This is a genomic window from Aminobacter sp. Y103A (assembly GCF_030294925.1).
GTDB classification, from domain to species: Bacteria; Pseudomonadota; Alphaproteobacteria; order Rhizobiales; family Rhizobiaceae; genus Aminobacter; species Aminobacter ciceronei.
This window is the reverse complement of sequence record NZ_AP017986.1, coordinates 1,345,008-1,364,850: the sequence shown is the minus strand read 5'-3', so window position 1 is coordinate 1,364,850 and position 19,843 is coordinate 1,345,008. Positions and strand designations below refer to the sequence as shown.

Annotated in this window: 14 protein-coding genes and 5 pseudogenes; 5 read left to right on the top strand and 14 right to left on the bottom strand. The window is 58.5% G+C overall.

Going from position 1 to position 19,843, the window contains the following annotated elements; genetic code table 11:
• Window positions 1-206 precede the first annotated feature (206 nt).
• On the top strand, window positions 207-923 hold the full coding sequence (locus Amn_RS06635) for an IS6 family transposase (RefSeq protein ID WP_286295242.1): 717 nt from the start codon (window positions 207-209) through the stop codon (window positions 921-923).
• Window positions 924-1,273: 350 nt separating this feature from the next.
• Here the strand turns inward: Amn_RS06635 and Amn_RS06630 are convergent, their stop codons facing one another.
• The gene (locus Amn_RS06630; protein WP_502874767.1) at window positions 1,274-3,520 is read right to left on the bottom strand and encodes a T3SS effector XopP-like protein; all 2,247 of its coding nucleotides are present in this window, start codon (window positions 3,518-3,520) and stop codon (window positions 1,274-1,276) included.
• Between the two features lie 1,477 nt (window positions 3,521-4,997).
• Between Amn_RS06630 and Amn_RS06625 the strand changes: the two are divergent.
• From Amn_RS06625 to Amn_RS06615, 3 pseudogenes are all read left to right on the top strand, one after another.
• Window positions 4,998-6,107 (top strand): annotated as a pseudogene (locus Amn_RS06625) (IS701 family transposase); the annotation flags it as partial.
• 53 nt (window positions 6,108-6,160) lie between these two features.
• Window positions 6,161-6,311, top strand: a pseudogene (locus Amn_RS32730) (IS6 family transposase); the annotation flags it as partial.
• A 148-nt stretch (window positions 6,312-6,459) separates the two neighbouring features.
• Window positions 6,460-7,243 (top strand): annotated as a pseudogene (locus Amn_RS06615) (IS6 family transposase).
• Here the strand turns inward: Amn_RS06615 and Amn_RS32725 are convergent.
• Window positions 7,215-7,518: pseudogene (locus tag Amn_RS32725) on the bottom strand (transposase); the annotation flags it as partial. The pseudogenes Amn_RS06615 and Amn_RS32725 overlap by 29 nt on opposite strands.
• Between Amn_RS32725 and Amn_RS06605 the strand changes: the two are divergent.
• Window positions 7,519-7,793, top strand: a pseudogene (locus tag Amn_RS06605) (IS110 family transposase); the annotation flags it as partial. It lies immediately after the preceding pseudogene.
• Window positions 7,794-7,903: 110 nt separating this feature from the next.
• Here Amn_RS06605 and Amn_RS06600 read toward each other — a convergent pair.
• The 12 genes from Amn_RS06600 to sctL form a co-directional block, all read right to left on the bottom strand.
• Window positions 7,904-8,401 (bottom strand): tetratricopeptide repeat protein, encoded by a 498-nt coding sequence (locus Amn_RS06600; protein WP_010913980.1) that lies wholly within the window; start codon window positions 8,399-8,401, stop codon window positions 7,904-7,906.
• 60 nt (window positions 8,402-8,461) lie between these two features.
• On the bottom strand, window positions 8,462-10,507 hold the full coding sequence (gene sctV, locus Amn_RS06595; RefSeq protein WP_286295237.1) for a type III secretion system export apparatus subunit SctV: 2,046 nt from the start codon (window positions 10,505-10,507) through the stop codon (window positions 8,462-8,464).
• A 238-nt stretch (window positions 10,508-10,745) separates the two neighbouring features.
• Window positions 10,746-11,636 (bottom strand): SctD/MshK family protein, encoded by an 891-nt coding sequence (locus Amn_RS06590; RefSeq protein WP_286295235.1) that lies wholly within the window; start codon window positions 11,634-11,636, stop codon window positions 10,746-10,748.
• Between the two features lie 392 nt (window positions 11,637-12,028).
• Window positions 12,029-12,349: a hypothetical protein gene (locus Amn_RS06585; RefSeq protein ID WP_044551341.1), complete on the bottom strand. Its 321-nt coding sequence runs from the start codon at window positions 12,347-12,349 to the stop codon at window positions 12,029-12,031.
• Window positions 12,350-13,324: 975 nt separating this feature from the next.
• On the bottom strand, window positions 13,325-14,362 hold the full coding sequence (locus tag Amn_RS06580) for an EscU/YscU/HrcU family type III secretion system export apparatus switch protein (protein ID WP_010913977.1): 1,038 nt from the start codon (window positions 14,360-14,362) through the stop codon (window positions 13,325-13,327).
• Complete coding sequence (sctT, locus tag Amn_RS06575; RefSeq protein ID WP_010913976.1) at window positions 14,359-15,177, bottom strand: type III secretion system export apparatus subunit SctT; 819 nt, start codon at window positions 15,175-15,177, stop codon at window positions 14,359-14,361. Before sctT ends, Amn_RS06580 begins: the two co-directional genes overlap by 4 nt.
• Window positions 15,178-15,185: 8 nt before the next feature.
• Window positions 15,186-15,434, bottom strand: coding sequence for an EscS/YscS/HrcS family type III secretion system export apparatus protein (locus tag Amn_RS06570; protein WP_010913975.1), 249 nt, complete (start codon window positions 15,432-15,434; stop codon window positions 15,186-15,188).
• Between the two features lie 29 nt (window positions 15,435-15,463).
• Window positions 15,464-16,129 (bottom strand): type III secretion system export apparatus subunit SctR, encoded by a 666-nt coding sequence (gene sctR / locus Amn_RS06565; RefSeq protein WP_010913974.1) that lies wholly within the window; start codon window positions 16,127-16,129, stop codon window positions 15,464-15,466.
• Window positions 16,122-17,198 (bottom strand): type III secretion system cytoplasmic ring protein SctQ, encoded by a 1,077-nt coding sequence (sctQ, locus tag Amn_RS06560; protein ID WP_096453933.1) that lies wholly within the window; start codon window positions 17,196-17,198, stop codon window positions 16,122-16,124. Before sctQ ends, sctR begins: the two co-directional genes overlap by 8 nt.
• Window positions 17,199-17,214: 16 nt before the next feature.
• Window positions 17,215-17,748: a hypothetical protein gene (locus tag Amn_RS06555; protein ID WP_010913972.1), complete on the bottom strand. Its 534-nt coding sequence runs from the start codon at window positions 17,746-17,748 to the stop codon at window positions 17,215-17,217.
• On the bottom strand, window positions 17,724-19,082 hold the full coding sequence (gene sctN, locus Amn_RS06550) for a type III secretion system ATPase SctN (protein ID WP_096453929.1): 1,359 nt from the start codon (window positions 19,080-19,082) through the stop codon (window positions 17,724-17,726). Before sctN ends, Amn_RS06555 begins: the two co-directional genes overlap by 25 nt.
• The gene (sctL, locus tag Amn_RS06545; RefSeq protein ID WP_010913970.1) at window positions 19,079-19,702 is read right to left on the bottom strand and encodes a type III secretion system stator protein SctL; all 624 of its coding nucleotides are present in this window, start codon (window positions 19,700-19,702) and stop codon (window positions 19,079-19,081) included. Before sctL ends, sctN begins: the two co-directional genes overlap by 4 nt.
• Between the last annotated feature and the right edge of the window lie 141 nt (window positions 19,703-19,843).

Below are 19,843 nucleotides of genomic sequence, written 5' to 3'. Positions count from 1 at the left end.
TTTCCGTTAGCGTCGGGCCGGTTAGGCACGGCAGGTCTAGATAGATCGCTTGGCTGACGATTAGCTGACGGAGAGTTTCAGAACCGTCCCGGGTTTGGCGAAGGCCATTTGGTTTGAGTCACGCGGCTATGGCTGGTTCTTGCAGCATGGCGTAGTATGGCACCGTAAAGTTAACCACGGCTGATGAAGATGTGCGAACATGGGCCATGTCAGAAGTTGCTCGTGATCCGCTTTATCGTTGCCACCGCTTTCCCGCCGAGATCATTGCGCACGCGGTATGGCTCTACTTTCGCTTTCCGCTCAGCCTGCGCATGGTTGAGGACATGTTGGCGGCCCGCGGCATCATGGTCACGCATCAGACCATTCGAAGATGGGCGGAGAAATTCGGGCGGCATTTCGCCCGGGAGATCAAGCGACGGTCAGCCGGCTGCCTGGGCGACAAATGGCATCTCGACGAATGTGTGGTGGCCATCAATGGCAAGAAGCAGTGGCTCTGGCGTGCCGTCGATCAGGACGGCTTGGTCCTCGAAGTGCTGGTGCAAAGCCGCCGAAATGCCAAGGCGGCAAAGTGTCTGATGCGCAAGTTGCTGAAGGCTCAAGGGCGGACACCACGAGTCATGATCACCGACAAGCTCCGGTCCTATGATGCCGCCAGGCGCGACCTCATGCCCGGTGTCGAACACCGGTCGCACAAAGGCCTCAATAATCGAGCGGAAAATTCGCACCAGCCGACCCGACGACGCGACAGGACCATGAAACGCTTCAAGTCGGCACGCCAGCTTCAGCGGTTCGTTTCCATCCATGATCCGATTGCCAACCTGTTCCACTTTCCCCGCAATACGCTGTCATCGGCTCAACATCGAGACCTGCGTAACGCCGCCATGCAAATCTGGAACAAAATCGCGTGTCTCGCCGCAGCGTGACAGCCGTCCCGGCCAGCTATCGCTGCATCAATCCGCTGATAACTTTACAGTGCCGAAGCAACCCCCGTTTGCTTAACAGCTGCAAAGTCTGAGGGCGGGCCGCTCCTCAGACCACGGTCATAACGTCTAGTGCACCACATCGCGGATTTGGAAAAACTTTCGGGTGATGCAGGCGTGCTGTCGGGTCGTCAGGTTGTCGGGCAGTACCCAAAACCCTAGAGCAGCATGCTCGATGCCGGCCATCGCGAGAATCAGACACACCTGCGATCCAGGCCACTGCCGCTCTGCCAGGGGTTTCCCAGATTGCGCCTCTGTCTACTAAGCTGGTTGGAATCCACAAAATGCCGATGTTACGCCGGCCCATTTCGCATATCGGCCCGGTCGCTCAACAAGGACTTACAGAACGCCGGGGTGAGCTTGCCGCGGTGGATTGCGTTGTCGTAACCCTTCTTAGCCCGGGAGGTCTGCCACTGCCGATTATGGCCGCGCTGTTCACTGGACTTGACGTGGCAAGCGGCGAACTCGGCGCTGTCCAGCGTTGCCAACTGCTTCGCATATATCTTTCGTGTCGTGTGGATGTGCACCCACATTGGACTCGGTAGTGTACGGTTGCTCAGCGCCTTGGGCTGCAGCCTAATCTCGAACAGATTGCTCGGCTCTGGGTTCAACGCGCACGGGGGATCTGCAGGCGTCAACTCCCGGGCCGACCGCAACTGCTCAAGGTGGTTTTGCGAGGGAAATGGGTACCTCTTCATGCAATCCATGATCATATCAGGCTTTTGTTCGTCCCAAGCTTTAGCCAATCCCCGCACATTGGCCAACATGTCCCTGAACTGAACCGTTAGTCGGTGCACGTCGTCCATCTTTCCCTCCTTGGAGAGACGAGACGCCTCCAACGCTGGGAGGCAGGGCTCCATCTCGACAGCCTGCGTTTGCAGGCGCTGGACCACGAGGCCGACGGCGTGTTCGACGTCCTCGGGCTTCCCGGAGCGCGCTCGGGAGATCAAACTTTGCTGAGCAGGCAAATCGAACTTCAAAAGTTCGGTCGACCGTGCGACTAGTGACTTCGTGTTTTCCCCCGTCGTTGGATTTTGCAAGATCGCCAAGCGTGCTGCCGCGGACGACGCACTGTTCTGCGCCTCCTCTGCACTCACGAGCTTCTTCGTACCTAAATCCGTGCGTACGAGCACCTTGGCTGCTGGCGCAGGGTCGCTGACGGCCGCAGCGACTTGCGGCTCCGGCCGCCCGGCCGCCGAACTCCCGGCGCCAGCGGCCTGCTTGCTCTTGTCTTTTCCTTTTTTTCTGGGCGCTGTAGTGCTTTCGGCCACCATAGTCTTGCCGGCAGTTCCAGTCGGCATCGCAGCGGCAGCGTCGGCCGTCAGGTCAGGGGCTGGCGGCTTCGGCTGCAGTGCGAGGAGGTCCGTAACCTCGTCCGAAGCGATCCAGGCGTCGTCCACGATCCGGGTCAACAGTTCCAATGGGAGGCCAGCACCTGCTTGGTGATCCCTTAGCCTGTCAACCACGGAGTGCGAGGCCGACGCAAAATCCGCAAGCCGCTCCACAACTCCTTCCAGAACGGCGCAGTGTTCCGCGTCGAGCGGGCGCCCTTCCTTCCTCAGTACAGCTTCGGCCGTCGAGACGAATGCCGGAAAAACCTCGCCGATGAAGTTACCCAGCAGACGCGTTTGCCCGTTGTCACCGATGAGGAGTTCCCTGATGGGTGCTTCGAGCATGATCGCCTGCGGGGCCATGTTGACCTGCGCGAGATTGATCCGCGATTGCAGCTGCATTATCTTTGAATTGACAACCCAGCCCGAGTGCAGCCGCAGCGCGGCCTCTTCTTCCCGCCGCATCTCGGCTGTTGAGCTTGGTAAGTCGGCTGTCGCGACGCAGACGGCCCGCATCAATTCGTGGCGCTGTACTTTCTTGTCCCAACGCTCCACGCAGGCCACGGGATACTTCGCCATACTGGGAGCCGATCGGCTCAGCTGGTCGAGGGTGGCATTGGATTTGACCAAGTTGTGGAGAATGTCCTCCATCCGCTTCCGGTTCTGTTCCTCCTTCTTGAAGATCGTATGGGCCAGCTCGTTGGCACTGTCCGCCCGATGAATCACGTCGGCGCGGTAGTGACGCACATCATCGTCGGACAGAGTGCTGCGCGCCTCATCCTTGGGCAGGCTCGCGTAGCATTCCAGAAGTTCTGCGCCCGCATTAGCGAGCTGATCAAGCTCGTCTCGGAAGCCCTCCATCGGTTTTCCGCTATGCAGGCTCTTCTCTTCGAGAACTTGGATTTCGTCAATCAGCGAGCACATTCGTCGCTTTGTCTCGTTGATGACTTCGCCTGACGAGGAACTGGGGACTGTCACACCCGAAGTTGACGGCTGGCTGGCGACCGGCGCCAGGGCTTCACCATCCGACGTTGAGGAAACACTGCGCCTCCGCGAACCGGCCGCACGTGGCCCGGCGGCTGCACGTGGCGCAGCCGCCGGGATTCGATGTGGGGGAACGGAAGGGCCTGAAGATTTGCCGCCAAGGTCATCATGGGCACCTCGCGCAGCGCCAGCCGAGGGTGAACCTTTACCTCCCTCAGAGCGCATCCGCTCCAGGACGGAACCGAACCCTTGGCTGCCTTCCCCGGAGGCAAGACCTGATTGCGAGCGCGAACTGCTCGATCCGGCTCCAGCATCTCCAATGCGCGATTTTCCAGATCGGCCAATGCCCGTCATTTTTTCATCTCCGATATAGACGAGAACGCGCTGTCTGTGGATTGGGGCTGATGTGTCAGCCGTAGTGCATCAGGGCTCTGGCGGGTAAGTGCAATCGCCCAGATGACAGGTGGCATGACGTCTGAGAACCAGCGGCATGTTTTCGTCAGTCGTCATGGCCAGCCCGGATCGACCCTGCCGCGCCGGTCCAGCCTGAACCCAATGCAAAACACACGAAGACCTGTCGATCTCCACGATAGGAGGCCGCGAAACTAGCGAGTACGGGCGTGCCGGCGCTGGAGACGAACTCGCATTGAGACCAGGCGGCGCCATGTGCGCAAGTGCTTGCCAAAGCCGTCGCTGCCCTTTGACCGTACCGGGTCGTTAGCTTGGTTGGAGCTTTCGGATGAGCCACTTTTCCGACCGTACATGGCATTCGTTCCCTTTTTGGCGGAAGTCTTTAATATGATTTTGAGTTGTTAGGTCTCTCTCGAAGAGAGCTACTCGAACGAGCTGACGGTGAGCTGACGCGCTGTAAGCTAGTTCCGGCGGGGCGATGCACATACTGCGTTCGCTTTTTCTCTCGGGGGCCGTCGAATTCCCTCGCCTTCGGCACTCGCGCAGCGCATCACGGATCGGAATTAACTTTCGGATGATGCGGGCGTGCTGTCGGGAATGCCGCCCTTTCGACTGTTGCGCACGATGATGATGGCGGGCGCAACCATCGACCTACTGGCCGGCCAAGCGTTTCTCGTGGCGGGTTTCCAAATCGAGACAAGAACCGCGCGTCATCACCGATCAGCGGCCAAGCGCGATCCGCGCTCGCCCGGGCTGCGTAACCTGACCAACTCCGCCCGGCCGAACGCTGATCGCTCCCTGTAGTCTCGGACGGTGAAGGCCGGCGAGGCCCCGGCGCTGATCCATGCCTGGTCGGCCCCACGCGGAAGGGGCACCTGTAGAGGCCAGAGCAGCACTGCGCCGCATAGGGTCCAATGCCCTCTGGCAGGTCGGGCACCGCTTCGCCATTGAGATGGAAGTCGGAGGCGCCCGCAGAGAAGCTCAAGACCTGGCGCGAAGTTGTTGGGCCGGTGTTTCGCGGCACCTGGCCACTTGACGCCGAACTCCAAACGCCGAGGGCCAACTTCAAGTTGGTTCAGATGCTACGGGCCACGGGAGACGCGTTTCCAGAGGCGGTCGACGATGTGATTCCCCTAATCACGCAAGAGCCTGCGGTCAGGGGCACAACCGTGTTCTCTTTAAGAGACGCCGATCCGGCACTCTACAAACTGGCCCCTAGTCTTACTGTGTCGTAAGTTTCGTTAACGACTGATTGCGAGAATGGCGATTCGTGCTTCATATGGAGGGAGCGATGGATCTCCAGGACGGAATCGAAACGAGTGAATCGCGTTTTGCGGCCTATGTCGAGACGCTGGCCTCGGTATTGGGTCACGCTGACCGGGTGGCGCCGCTGAAGGCCTATTGCACCGGGCTGCTTTTGCCGCGCGAGCGCAAAAGCGTCGAGCCGATGGCGGCACGGGTGGAGCCTGGGCGTGTCCAGGCGGCGCACCAGTCGCTGCATCATTTCGTAGCGAAGGCGGATTGGTCGGATGATGCCGTGCTGAGCCGCGTGCGGGAACAGGTGCTGCCAGCGCTTGAGCGTCAGGGGCAGATCCGTGCTTGGATCGTCGACGACACCGGCTTTCCCAAGAAAGGCAAGCATTCGGTTGGGGTTGCACGGCAGTATTGCGGGCAGCTCGGCAAGCAGGACAACTGCCAGGTCGCGGTCTCTCTGTCGGTTGCCACCGAGCAGGCGAGCCTGCCGATTGCCTATCAGCTCTATCTGCCGGAAAGCTGGGCGAACGACCCTGACCGGCGGGCCAAGACAGGCGTGCCGGAGAATGTGGTCTTCCGCACCAAGCCCGAAATCGCCCTCGCGCAGATTCGGGCGGCGCTGGAGGCCGGCGTCTCACGGGGCGTGGTGCTGGCCGATGCCGGTTACGGCAACGACACCGCCTTCCGCACCGGGCTGACAAAGGTGGGCTTGACCTATGTCGTCGGGGTCCAGTCCTCGATCCGCCTGTGGTCGCCCGGCACGCAACCATTGCCGCCGAAGCCGTGGAGCGGACGCGGACGCCCGCCCTCGCGCGTTCGGCGGCAGGCTGAACATGCGCCGGTCTCAGCCAAGGAACTGGCGCAAGCGCTGCCCGAGGACGCCTGGCACATGGTTACTTGGCGCGAGGGCTCCAAGGCGTCGCTTGCCTCACGCTTTGCCACCGTGCGGGTTCGGCCGGCCCATCGCGACTACTGGCGCTCCATCCCCCACGCTGAGGAATGGTTCCTGATCGAATGGCCGGACGGTGAAGTCGAGCCAACTAAGTACTGGCTCTCGACCTTGCCTGGAAAGACCAGGCTTGCCGACCTCGTCGATCAGGCCAAGATGCGATGGCGGATCGAGCGGGACTATCAGGAACTCAAGCAGGGGTGCTGTCACATTGATTTTGGCTTAACGGTTTGACGATAAGTCAGGTTGGCATGGTCGAAGCATGCGCCACCTACAAGAACCATCGCTTCCCGATCGAAATCGTTGCTCATGCCGTCTGGCTTTATTACCGGTTCGGGCTGAGCCTGCGCGATGTTGAAGAAATGCTGCTGGAGCGGGGGATCGTCGTCTCCTACGAGACCATCCGCCGCTGGGGAAAGAAGCACAGTCCCGATTATGCACGTCGCCTGCGCCGCAAGGCGCCATCGAAAGACGATGTCTGGCATCTTGATGAGGTAGCCGGGCACCGTAAAGTTAACCGACGGCTGATGAAGATGTGCGAACATGGGCCATGTCAGAAGTTGCTCGTGATCCGCTTTATCGTTGCCACCGCTTTCCCGCCGAGATCATTGCGCACGCGGTATGGCTATACTTTCGCTTTCCGCTCAGCCTGCGCATGGACATGTTGGCGGCCCGCGGCATCATCGTCACGCATCAGACCATTCGAAGCTGGGCGGAGAAATTCGGGCGGCATTTCGCCCGGGAGATCAAGCGACGGTCAGCCGGCTGCCTGGGCGACAAATGGCATCTCGACGAATGTGTGGTGGCCATCAATGGCAAGAAGCAGTGGCTCTGGCGTGCCGTCGATCAGGACGGCTTGGTCCTCGAAGTGCTGGTGCAAAGCCGCCGAAATGCCAAGGCGGCAAAGCGTCTGATGCGCAAGTTGCTGAAGGCTCAAGGGCGGACACCACGAGTCATGATCACCGACAAGCTCCGGTCCTATGATGCCGCCAGGCGCGACCTCATGCCCGGTGTCGAACACCGGTCGCACAAAGGCCTCAATAATCGAGCGGAAAATTCGCACCAGCCGACCCGACGACGCGAAAGGACCATGAAACGCTTCAAGTCGGCACGCCAGCTTCAGCGGTTCGTTTCCATCCATGATCCGATTGCCAACCTGTTCCACTTTCCCCGCAATACGCTGTCATCGGCTCAACATCGAGACCTGCGTAACGCCGCCATGCAAATCTGGAACAAAATCGCGTGTCTCGCCACAGCGTGACAGCCGTCCCGGCCAGCTATCGCTGCATCAATCCGCTGATAACTTTACAGTGCCCGAAGCCTTCCGACCATGAGGCGAATGGAGGCCAGCTTGAGGAAGGCGAGCGCCCTGGTGCGATTCGAAATTGAATTTGTCTTCCTCAGCCCCTTTTGGAACTCCGGCCCCTGGAATGGCCGCCACCGGCGTAGAGCTTGAACAGGAAGGGATCGAGTCCGAACAGCTTCGCCATCACCATCACGCCGCCATCGCAGTCCTGGATGTCGGCGGCATGAACGAGGGCGTGCATCAGGAGACCTTGGTATTGACGAGAATATGCCGCTTCTTGCCTTTGATCTTCTTGCCCGCATCGCGCTGCCCAAAGTCGGGCTCCCGCTGGAGCGCGTCAACCTGGAAGCGTGCTCGCTGACGGCCTGGCCTCACGACGGATTGCGCGCCGAAGGCCAGCCGGTGCATGTCAAGAGCTGGCAATGCCGGCTCTGGCGTTCTCTCCTCGTTCACCGCCACCCGGTGCTGAACGAAATGCGCAGCATCGAGAATATGGTCCGGACGATCCTGCGGGAGGCCTGTATCAACTGGGCACGCGGTCGCGAACCACCATCGCCGGTCGTGTGCAGGAGCTGGCCGGCGCTGACGCCGAGGTGCTGGAAATAACCGGTCGCTGACCAAGGTGTGTCGGGCGGTGCATGTGCACAGCTAGCGCGACCGCGCCAACGCACTCAGGTCCGGACTTCCTTTAAAACGCAAGCGACAGGTCGAGATTGTGCTGCACCATCTGATTCCCAGGCTCTGTCTCGAGAGCTTGCCGATACAGCACCTGTGCCGCGTCATGCCGCCCCTCAAGGTCCAAGATCACTCCCTTCGCGTTCAATGCGCGCAAATTTCCTGGGGCTGCAACCAAGAGCCTGTCCAGTACCTGAAGCGCCTCATGCGGACGCTTCTGCGCGACCAAAGCATTCGTAAGACGGATCGCCGCATCGACATTGTCTGGGTGCTGCGTCAACTCATCCCGCAGAGCCCGCTCTTGTGCATCCTGGCCGACCGCGCTCAAAATGCGTTCTCGCATAGCCGGGTCGATTTGGTTGGCGTTGAGCAGCTCTGGGGATGACGTCTCCCTCACTGAAAGAGCAGGCTTGTCCAAGCTGGCGCAACCGCCGAGAGGCAGCATGGCGAGTACAGAGAAGAAAAGTGAGTTCCTAAATGCTCGGCCGTCTGTATTCTGGTGTGAATTCATGCTTGGTTTCCAATTATCATAGAGTGCTATCACGTTCATTCGATGGCAAACGGATTGGGTTTACTCTGACAGCCCACTGATCGATCCATGCGGGAATTTGACGGACCCGGCGGGTTTAACTGTAAAGTCGGAGGCGATATCTTGATAAGACAGCACGGCAACATCGATCCCGTTTCTGGTGAAAAAGCCGCGGACGAAGCGTCGGATGTCCGTTGAGGTTAAAACGACAGGGCGGGTCTGACCCGGTGCTGTGTTCGAAAGGATCTGACGTACCTGTGACAGCAGCGCTTCGCTTTGCCGGTCCTCTAGTACGAGGTGGGGTCCTGCAGCCGAATCTCGAACTGCATTGCGCATCACATCCTCACTCTGGCGTTCGACGACCAAGGCGGGCACGATGCCCTCTGTGTTGGCATAGCGGTGACAGATCTGACGCTTCAAACCAGAACGAATATATTCCGTGAGCAGGGCAACGTTTGGCTCACGTTCGCTCCATTCCGCCAATCCTTCTAAGAGAAGGCGGGTGTGGCGGATCGGGATTCCTTCATCCAGGAGCCGGCGCAGCACATCCGCAATCCGAGGTATTGGCGTCGTGCGCAGCACCTCCTTGACCAGATCAGAATAGTCCTTCTCCATTCGGCCTATCAATTGTCGGGTCTCTTGAATACCGATCAATCGGGGTGCGAAACGGGTCAACGCTGTATGGAGGCGCAAGGCGAGGAATTCGCCAGGACCGTAATGTGTGATGCCGGCACTCTTGAGAGCCGGTGCATGGCTTTGGTCGGCCACGAGTCTGTCCGTTTTTGGATCACGCCGATACGGGATACCGCTCGATTCGATGTTCGCCACATCGTCTTTGAGCATCAGCTGGCTCGGATCAAACACACCCTGTTCAACTGGCACCCCCTCGATATCTATTCGAAACTGAGACTCCAGCAACTGCTGGTCGACAGTGACAGGGATGGGGGGAACGACAATGCCAAGATCGGCTGAAAGTAGTTGCGAAACGCGTGCAATCTCCTGCTGCAATTCGACTTGTTCAATCGCATGCATCAGGTCTGGCGCAAGGAAGAAAGCGATCGGACATTCCTGCGCGGGCGCGGTTTGTTTTTGAGTGTCCCCTGCACTTGTGGTATCGACAACATCGCCCTTCACAAAGCTTATCGCGGCGAAGATTGCGGCCAACACCAAAAAGACGGGCAGGGGGAAGCCAGGAACGAACCCCATCAAAACCAGGACGCAAGCTGCGACCCGCACTGGTCGCTTGCTGGCAGTGATCTGATTCACTATTTCGGTACCAAGGTTGACCCTCGCCGCCCCCGTGACACGAGTGACGACGGTCGCCGCTGTAATTGATAGCAGCAGGGCCGGAATCTGCGATATCAATGCATCGCCTATCGTTAGCAGAGTATAGTGATGCAGCACATCGCCGAAGGACATGCCCTTCGAGAGCAGGCCGATCGATATCCCACCCAGCATGTTGATGAAGATAACCACCAGTCCGGCGATGGAATCGCCCTTCACAAACTTCATCGCGCCATCCATCGCGCCGTAAAGTTGGCTTTCCTTCTCCAATGCGGCGCGTCGCCTGCGAGATTCGTTGGCATCGATGTGGCCGTTGCGTAGCTCTGCGTCGACCGCCATTTGCTTACCCGGCAGAGCGTCGAGCGTGAAGCGCGCCGCCACTTCGGCCACGCGTTCGGCGCCCTTCGCGAGGACCATGAATTGTACCATGGTGACGACCAGAAATATGACGAAACCGACCACGATATTGCCCGAGATCACGAAATCGCCGAACGTATGGATGATGGCGCCTGCCTCCCCCTCGGCCAGGATCAGGCGCGTCGTTGCGACGGTGAGCGCCAGGCGGAACACCGTGGAAAGCAAAATGATGCCGGGCAAAGAGGAAAGATCAAGTGGAGTACTGACATACAGGGCAACCATCATCAGCAGGATGGCCAGTCCCATATTGAATCCTATCAGCGCGTCGACCACCACGATCGGGATAGGCATGACCATCATAGCGATAGCCAGAAGCAGCATCAACGCGACCATCAGGTCCGGGTTGGCCGGCGAACGGTTGATGAACTTACGCAGGACGTTGGCCATCTAGGCCCCTTTACGATCGCTTGAGAATTATTCTGCTGCTACGCAGTGAAGCGTAGCATTCGAAGTCCGAGGGCCAAGTCCCTCATTGGGCAGCCCGCGAGCAGCAGGCTGTGGCATGAGAGCCCGAATGCGCGAAGCTGGGTGGTCAGCAAGTTTTCACTCTGTCTAGGTTTGTTGTGGTACTGGGCGCGGCAGAATGGTAGCTGACCACGCAATTCTGCTTGATAGGGCCTGCGGACTAATACGGGAGAGCAGCAAGGCGGCCATTACGGCTCAGCAGCACACGACCGTCCTCGATCCTGTCGACCGTCCATCCATCATCCAGAACGGCGCCAACAAAATACTTCTCACCACCTATGACAAGATACGGTTGCGGGCCACGCCAAACGGCTTCAACTGCGATTGCGGATGGCGCCTTTTCGTCTTTTATGAGCACTCCATTGACCAGTGTCAGGGCGCCCTTGGTGCGATGATCGAACCACTGCTGGAGCTTCCGCCAACTGATGACCGATTCAGACGTGACGGTACCCTCCGCCGTCACAGTGTCCTTTGCCGAGCCGATCTTAACATTGAGTAGGCCCGCTCTATCGACTTCCTCCTGCAGCTCTTTAGCCGCTGCCTCCGCAATCTGGTCGTCGGCGCGGTGGTTGGTCCGCTTCGACTCATGATCGGCACTGGGTGAATTGGGTCTCGATGCACCACCGTCCCCATTATAGGAAAAAAAGGCTGAGAGCATACCGACCGCTAGAGAGCTGACTATCACCGTGGCCAGAACACGCATCGAGAGGCGTGGTATGCCTATCGGACCACTTGTCACTTCATCCTGCACGGACCAGAGAATGGACATCTCGCCTGCGAGAACGACGACAGGAAGTGGCACCACAACGCACTCGCCCGCGGCGATATTCCGCTTACCCTTGATGCTGAGTCCGGCCGCAAGCGCCTCGACCTCGATCGAGTTGCCAAGGAGCGTTATACGAAAATGATGCGGTGCCAATCCTTGCTCGACGAAGATCATATCGGCGTCTAAGCCGCAGCCGATTAAGCTCGTTTCGAGAGCAGTCTTACCCGTCAGCCCGCAATAGAGCCCCGACAGAACTTCGAAATCAAGAGAAACGGCGTCATTCAAGGATGTTCTCCCGAACAAGAGAGAAGCCGCACGGCAATTGCCGTGCGGCTCATTTCGGTTCCACATCGCGCCACCTGGCGACGCGATCGGGAACCCCTGCTTCCGAACCTACTGAACGCGCTCGTCGGCCGCCTTCTTGATTGTGTTGAGGTTGGTCGTAACGGTGCGCAGCTGTATACTCCTAGCCGTAGCCTCCAAGCTAGCCGCCGTTAGATCCGCGATTTGCGCCTCGAAAGCGGCTTTCCCCGCGACTCTGGTACCTACGTCTGTAGCCACCGAAGTCCCAGTGCCAGCCGCACTGGTGCCAGTACCTGCTTTACTCATAACGTTTTCCTTCTGTTCAAACCGCGCCCGTCAGCACGGCACACACATCCTGACGCAGACCATCCACGTCAGGCATCCTCTTCAGTTTCTGCAATAGCCTCGTCGGCATCAGCCATGGCATCGTTCAAAATAGTTAGCGCAACGGAGTGGAGAACCGTGTCGAACGCTTCGGCTAGAGCTTGCTGATCATCCCCAGAGATAGTCTGACCGTCCACAGGATCTTTCCCGCCAACCGGCTTGTTTGGGTCATTGTTCCCGCTACCCGGTTTGTTAGGGTCATCATTCCCGCTACCCGGCTTGTCAGGTTGCTCTGGTTGGCTTTTCGGATCTCCATGCCCCCTGCGAGCTAAGGAAATGTTGCCAAATCCACTCCCAATTGCTGCGGCCATCAAGTACTCCTGCATGCGTTCCATTGGCGCCGACGCCTAAAGATAATCTCATCAGGCTACGAGCAGGAGCTTTCGAGAACCTGACGAGTCTGGACAAAAAGCGGGCTACCGGAAAATAATGATCGAGCAGGGTTCGGCCTCCTGCAAAGTGGTGAAAAGTGGGTACTGCGCTTCTGCCAAAGGAATAGCGCCTGACAGGAGGCCTGACATTCTTCGAACGTAGCGGTAAATTCCGAGGCTTCGTTGCTGCGACATCATCATTTCCCAACTTTCCCACGGTGGCGGGCTGAGGGCGCGGGAGGCGAACTCCCGAGCCCCGCCTTGCCCGGACCGTCTTCTGCTACCGACCTGCGCCAAAGCGAGCGGCAGCCTCGACGGCGCAATTGCACTTCCCGGCGATCTCACTAACATCCGGCAAACGCTGCTGATGACGCCCGCCGTGCTGTCAAATTGAGGAGAAAGGTCGTTCCCATTCATCGCGGGCCGGAAAAGTGCGAACTTGGTCGTGTGACCTGGGTGCGGTGATGCGCTCCCGCGTCCAGCTGCTGCTCCTCCTTTTTGCACCGAGGGAGCTCAGGCTCGCCGCCGAATCCAGCGAGATCCAAGGGCGTGGCTCCGCGGCGGATTGTGCGTTAATTCAGCCGATCAGAGCTCGGAAAACCGCAGAGGCAGCTCGGGTCAGCACGGCCGGCGTCTGTCCGCTCCAAAGCTCTGCATGCCACATGCGCCGCCGCGCTTGCCGACCACAAATGACAAACCGCTCAGCGGCAGCTTAAGTGGTCTCCGTGAAATGGCGCGGATCGGCGTGAGCAACCAAATCATGCGTTCAACGTCTTGCATGAAACCCGCCGACTCCCACGAATTTTTCAGGCTAGGAATGTTACACATAAAGGCCTCACGGAAGACCGCACTCCGATCACGTCCAAAATGGCACTAGCCCTCTTGTGTTACGGGGCGGCCACAGAGGCCCCAGGGCTAGGCCAATCCTGCGGCGAAGAGTGCTCTCGCCACGGGCTCGAAATATTGCATGGGAATGGGTCTGCCCAGTTGCGTTTTGCCGATGAGCTGATGCGCTAGGACATCGTTGTCGACAATTTCAAGACGTAGCGCTCGCGCCTCGCTAAGCAGGTGTGAAGCCCGCTCGCCATCGGCGCGGCAAACCAGGACGGGCACCCCGGTTTCACCGCGGACGTAACGCAGACCGATCAGTATCGCCGTTCCTTTGAAGATCAGCGTGGCGTGATGCACACCGAGGGGAGGTTCGTCAGCTGACTCGTCACGAATGCGACGTCGTTCACTCTTCAACTCTGGCGCCCCTTGCTGATCCTTCAGCTCGCGCGTGACTTCAGTCTTGGTCATCCTCATTTCGCGCAGAAACAACGCACGCTGCACCAGGAGATCGATCAGGCCAGCGGCCAGAAGTGCGCCGGCGCCAATTCCGATCAGCAGTTTTGCCCCCGTAACGACAAGGCCCAAACAGCCCATGCCGCAGAACGGCAGATAGACCATCGTCTTCCACATGCCGAGAAGGCAAAAGGAAAAGGTTGCGCCGAGAACGAATACTTTAAACAGCGTCTTCCCGAGTTCGACCATCGAACGCGCAGACGCCAAGCGCTTCAGCCCTTGAAAAGGATTAATTTTATCGAAGTTGGGCGTCATTGGCTCGAGAGAGAAAACAAATCCACCATTGGCTAATATGCTTGCCAAAAGCACCGCCGCGACAAGCGTTCCAAGCAGCGGGCCAACAGTTGCCAAGGTGAGTTCGGCAAGCACAACCAGCGCCTGCCGGACCGCGAAGTCAAATGGCAGGTTCTGCAGCTTGTCGACAAATAGTAGCGCTTCGCGGCATTTGTCTTCGATCGCGCTGCCTCTTAGCCAAAGGTATCCGAGACCAGCGCAAGTGCCGACCGCGCGAACGAAATCGGAGCTATGTGGCAGCTGCCCTTTTTTGCGTGCATCGTTTAGCTTTTTGGGGGTGGCGGCGTGTGTCTTCTCTTCGCTCGAGTCGCTCATTTCAGCAATCTATCGAACCACTCGAGCGCGCCATTCGCTTGTGTGATCTCCAGTTTCATACCCTCTACGAGATAGCCAGCGTATGTAACCATGAGAATCGGAAAGACAAGATTCTTGATCGCCGGGGACAGTTGGGTCAATTTGAATTGCGGCGCAAAGCGACGCAGTAGCATAAAGGATACATCAATCAGCGTCATAAAGAACACGACGGGCCCTGACACCAATAACGCCGTGCGCATAATCTGGTCGAGGAGCCCTAACACCTCCATTGCTCCTTGCGTGCTCAATGTAGGATAAAACTTATACACGGGCCAGATCAAATAGCTGCCATAAAGGGCGCCGATCAACGTTTCCAGCCCCCCTGATGCGACGAAGATGGCAATCGCAGTGATCCCGAGAAAGACTCCCATGGCGGAAGCCTGACTATTCGTCGCGGGGTCGGTCGGGGCGGACGGGTTGGTGACGCCGCGTTGGTTGTCGATAAACTCACCGGCCGCCTGAAGTCCCCATAAGGGAATGCCAAGGAAGGTGCCAAGTAGTGCGCCGACAAGAACTTCCTTCAATCCGAGCAGAGCTACCTCAATCAGACGTGTTTCAGGATCCAGCGCCTGCAACGCGTCGCTGACATGTGCCAGACATGGTAATCCGAAGCCGACAGCCAGGCAGCCGCGGATCAGGCCATCGGTCTGAGAACGTGTAAATACCGGTAGGATCATCATAATGCCTATCGCGCGCGCTGCGCCAAGACCGGCTGCTACGACGAGTTCGATAGCCGTATGCATGAGGATCTGAATCTCGGCCGGTGACGCATACATGGCGGAGACTAGTAGCTAAGTGTCATGGCGGGAAACTCGGTAAAGATCTGGTCGGTTAGCTCTATCAGCGGGGCGCTCAGCACAGGAGCAAACAAACCAATAACCGCGACAACAACCAGAAGCTTGACGGTTAGTGGCAAACTTTCATCCTGGATCTGTGTTGCCGCCTGGATGATGCCAATGACCAAGCCAACGACCACCGATGCAATGAGCGGCGGCAGAATCCAGATCATGAATACCACCAACGATTGGCTCATAAGAGTGACAATACTGGATTCAGCTATAATCAACCTCCCGGTATCGTGTAACTCAACACAAGCCCGTGCATCAATTTCGACCAGCCATCAATAGCGACGAACACGAAGAGTTTGAAAGGGACAGATATAAGCGTCGGGGATACCATAGACATGCCCATCGCCATCAAAATTGTCGTCACAATAAGATCAATAACGATGAAAGGAAGATAAAGAAGAAATCCGATCTCAAACGCGCGCTTTAGCTCTGAAATTAGAAAAGATGGAACCAGAATGGACAAATCATCAACCGTGGCTTTGGCACGCATTTCCGCTGGCCAGACTTTTTCGGTAGACGAGAGGAAAAACTGTCGCTGCTCCTCATTTGTGAACTTCTTAAGATGATCACGCAGGGGCTCGCTCCCGGATTTGGCGGCGCTTACCCAGTCGTCGAACGTCTGATAATGTAGCTTCGGATCGGTCATCCGATCATAGGTCTGTTCAACAACGGGCGCGCTAAGAAACATGGTGAGGATCAATGCGACAGCGTACAGCGCTATGTTAGGTGGTATCGTCTGAGTCCCGAGCGCATTGCGCACGAGGAAAAGAACAACCGATACCTTTACAAAGGCCGTGGTCGTGACGACCACTAAAACCAGCAGACCCAGTCCGGCGGTAACTGCGAGAAGCGCCAGGATTGGCGGCTGGAGCTCAGTCATTGCATCCCAACCGGCCACGGAGCCTGATGCCCAGCGTATCTCCAATGCGCACGATGTCGCCACGCCCGATACACTGACCGTTGGCAAGTATATCGACCGGATCCTGAATCGGCCGTCCAAGTTCGAAAATATGCCCTTCGCCGGCACTTCTTAATTCCCCTAGAGGAATAGGCCAGCGACCGCATTCAAAGACAAGCATGATCTCGACATCGTCGAGATCCTCCGTCGGCCCTAGTTGCGATCCAAGTTGTGTCATATGCGCATTCTCCAAAGAATAGGAACGCGGGCGGAAAGGCCCGTGCAGGACTAGCTGGTCGCCCTCAAGATCGGCGCTGGCCCACAACTGGCCCAAAGATAGGGCGATCTCGCCCCGGCCGAACGGCGCCAGGTCCGGCAACAGAGCATCACCGGCACATGCTTTTCGAAGAATCGCCGCAGGAACGTGCAGCGTGCCGATCTCTCCTGCAACCACGATCGGGAGGTCTGAAAGTAATCCGCGCGGCTGTCGCGGTAACTGGCCAAACAGTTCGCCCAGAGCACGAAACGCAGACGGCACCAAGCCATCGAGAGGCGAGAACAGGAACAGACGACCCTTGCCACTGACCGGGCCGAAGTCGATATCCAGTTCGAGATAAGGAGCCAGTGTCGCGGCTTCAAACACGCGCACGAGCTGCACGTTCAGCTGAGTCCTATACTCCAGTCGAGCAATAAGTGGCTCAAGTGCAAGTTCAACAATGAGTGAAGCCGTTGGCTCGGAAGGGAAAGTCAGCCCATTCTGCACTGTTGCGATGAGCCCCTCTACGAGCGACCGCGATATCGACAGCACGACCGTCTCAGCTCCGACCCTACAAATGCAGTCGAGCATTGGAATGGCGGCAAAATTCTCCTGCCAGACAAGCCCTGCCACACGCACCGACAGTGGCACGTCGTTGATCCGGGTCTGAAACGGTCCGCGCGAAGCCGCAGTGTCATTGAGCCACGAGGCGACCTCGTGGGACAGTGTCAGCGCTGGTTCCAATAGAGGGGGGCTCACCAAAGCGGCTGCCAAAAAGCTGCACCGTTCTGTCATTCGGAGGACCTGCAGGTTATCGAATCCGTTTCGCGACCTGGGAAAGCGGTCCCCTGCCAAATCGAAGCAGTATCTCATCGTCGGCCTCGATCTCGCCTGCGGCCTCCGAATGGATCTCGACGGCGCGCCCGACGTCGTCCTCGATCTGGCGCCATTTGTGCGTAGCCGCCGAACATGCGACCCATAGGTCCCTCGTCTCGGACGCCGCTGTCTCCGCCTTTTCTTGGGCGATTCGCGCATTACCAAGCATCTGCCGTCGGCGTGTGATTTCAGTTGCAAGCCGCTCAACATGCAGGTGGTGCCGGTCAAGCGCGGCGTTAGACAAGTTTTCGAGAGTCATCAGCTCCTGGTAGAGCGCTGCTTCCGCCGTTGCGCAATGTTGTTGTGCCATGGCAAGCTCTCGGGAGGCATTCTGTGCGGCTAAGGTGGCCATACGGCGCTCGGCTTCCTTCTTGGACAGCTCACTAAGGGCACGACGCTCTTGCATTTCCTTCAAGACCCGTAACCTGGAAGCCTGAACATGATTTACGCGGTCAGACGCGACATCCATGCGACCGTTTCCTCAAACCCTGAGATCTCGTCTTCGCTCTGGCGCAAAAACTCCCTCAGTTCGTCTATTGACTCGACAGCCCGGTCCGTCAGGGGATCGCCGCCTTGCTTGTATTCTCCGACGTTGATCAAGAACTCGGTCTCGGCATGCCGGGAAAGGAGTTCACGAAAGAAGGATGCCGCCTTGCGATGTGTCCGCGAAACGACCGCATCCATCACGCGGCTGCGACTCTGTAGTACATCGATAGCGGGGAAATGCGATCGCGCCGCAATAGCGCGCGAGAGCACGACATGGCCATCGAGAATGCCGCGCGACTCTTCAGCGATTGGATCCCCTGTGCCATCGCCTTCTACAAGCACGGTATAGAACGCCGTGATTGAGCCACGCTCACTCATGCCGGCGCGCTCAAGCAGGCCTGGCAGCATGCTGAAAACGGAAGGAGGGAAGCCCCGTCGCGTCGGCGGCTCGCCCGCAGCAAGGCCTATTTCACGCATGGCGCGGCAGAAGCGTGTCAGCGAGTCCAGCATGAGAGCAACGCGTAGCCCTTGTTCGCGAAAATATTCCGCGAGCGCTGTCGCCATCGGAGCACATTGCGCCCGCTCAACAGCCGAGCGGTCGGACGTTTCCACAACAACGACGGCACGGCGAAGGCCCTCTTCCCCGAGATGCCTCTCGATGAATTCACGAACTTCACGTCCTCGTTCGCCTATCAATGCGACTATGACAACGTCAGCGGCGGCACCTTTTACGATCTGTGACAATAAGGTCGACTTGCCACCACCTGGCTCGCCGTAAATCCCGATCCGCTGGCCCTCGCCGCACGTCAGGAGACCATCCAGAACACGCACCCCAAGGGGCAAGGGCCGTTCAATCATGCGCCTTGTCATTGGATTTGGAGCTCTGCCGTGCAGCGGCCGAGTTTCTGTGGTCTCGATTTGGCCTTTGCCGTCCAATGGACGGCAGCGACTGTCAATCACCCGGCCAAGTAAATCGTTGCCGACGGGTACTTCACGCATTCGTCCAGTGGCCACGACTTCCGCGCGGCTGGAGAGGCCGACCAGGTCGCCGATCGGCGTCAGCAATACGCCATCATCCAACAGGCCGATCACCTCAGCTTCCAGCGACAGTCCGGTTCGTGGGTCCTGTAGGAGGCAAAGTTCTCCAATACGAGTGTCTGGCAGGACGGCATGGACCAGTGTGCCGACAGCCCGCGTGATCCTGCCGCGCACGACGCGCGTGTCGATCCCCTTTGCCGTAGCTCTCAAAGACGAGATCGCCGGATCGACAGGGCAGATCGCATCGTCGTGATTATGTTCTGATACCTGCGTTGTCACAGTTCGCCTTTTTCAGAAAGCGACCCGAAGCCGAGACGCAACGCGCGCATCTGCGCATCAAGCCCCAGATCGACATTGCCGTACTCGCTCCACAGCACGCAGCGTCGCGGCGATAACGTCGGATCCGGTTTGATCCGAACCCTTGGCCGACCATCCTGGCCGTCCCATCCCGCAAACTCTCGCGCAAGCATGTCCACTTGCGTCGGATACACATGGAGGCAGACTTCCGCGCCGCTGTATTGGCGCTCAATGGCGTGGCGAACAGCCATGACCAACAGTTCGCCCGGATCGAACGCTCCTAGAAGCTCGCTTAGTATCTCAAGCACGAGCTGCGGCAATTGCTGCTCCAGAACCGCCTTTCGTCGTGCGACTTCGGCAACCGCCTGCGAAATCAGCGCCGCCATTTCCTCCGCGCCTGCATTCAGGCCCTCGGTATGGCCGCGCGCCAACTCACGCTGATACGCCGCGCGTGCCCAACTGCGTACGTGCTGCTGATGCCGTTCTGCGGCGGCACACGCTTTTGCGGCATTATCCCAGATTTCGAGCTCGCTCGCCGGTATCAGTGGCCCCAAAGGGCGCATCTGCGGCGCTGCCGGCGCCACGGAAATATCGGCTGTCATATCGGCGGGTTCTCCGCCTCAAAATGGCGTACCACAAGCGACAACAACTGGCCTGCGGCGTTCCCGTGCTTAGGCTCTGGATTGTCGGCGGCGGTTCCTACAGGCAAGCGTAGGAGCACGCGGTTGCGCTCCATCACTGGA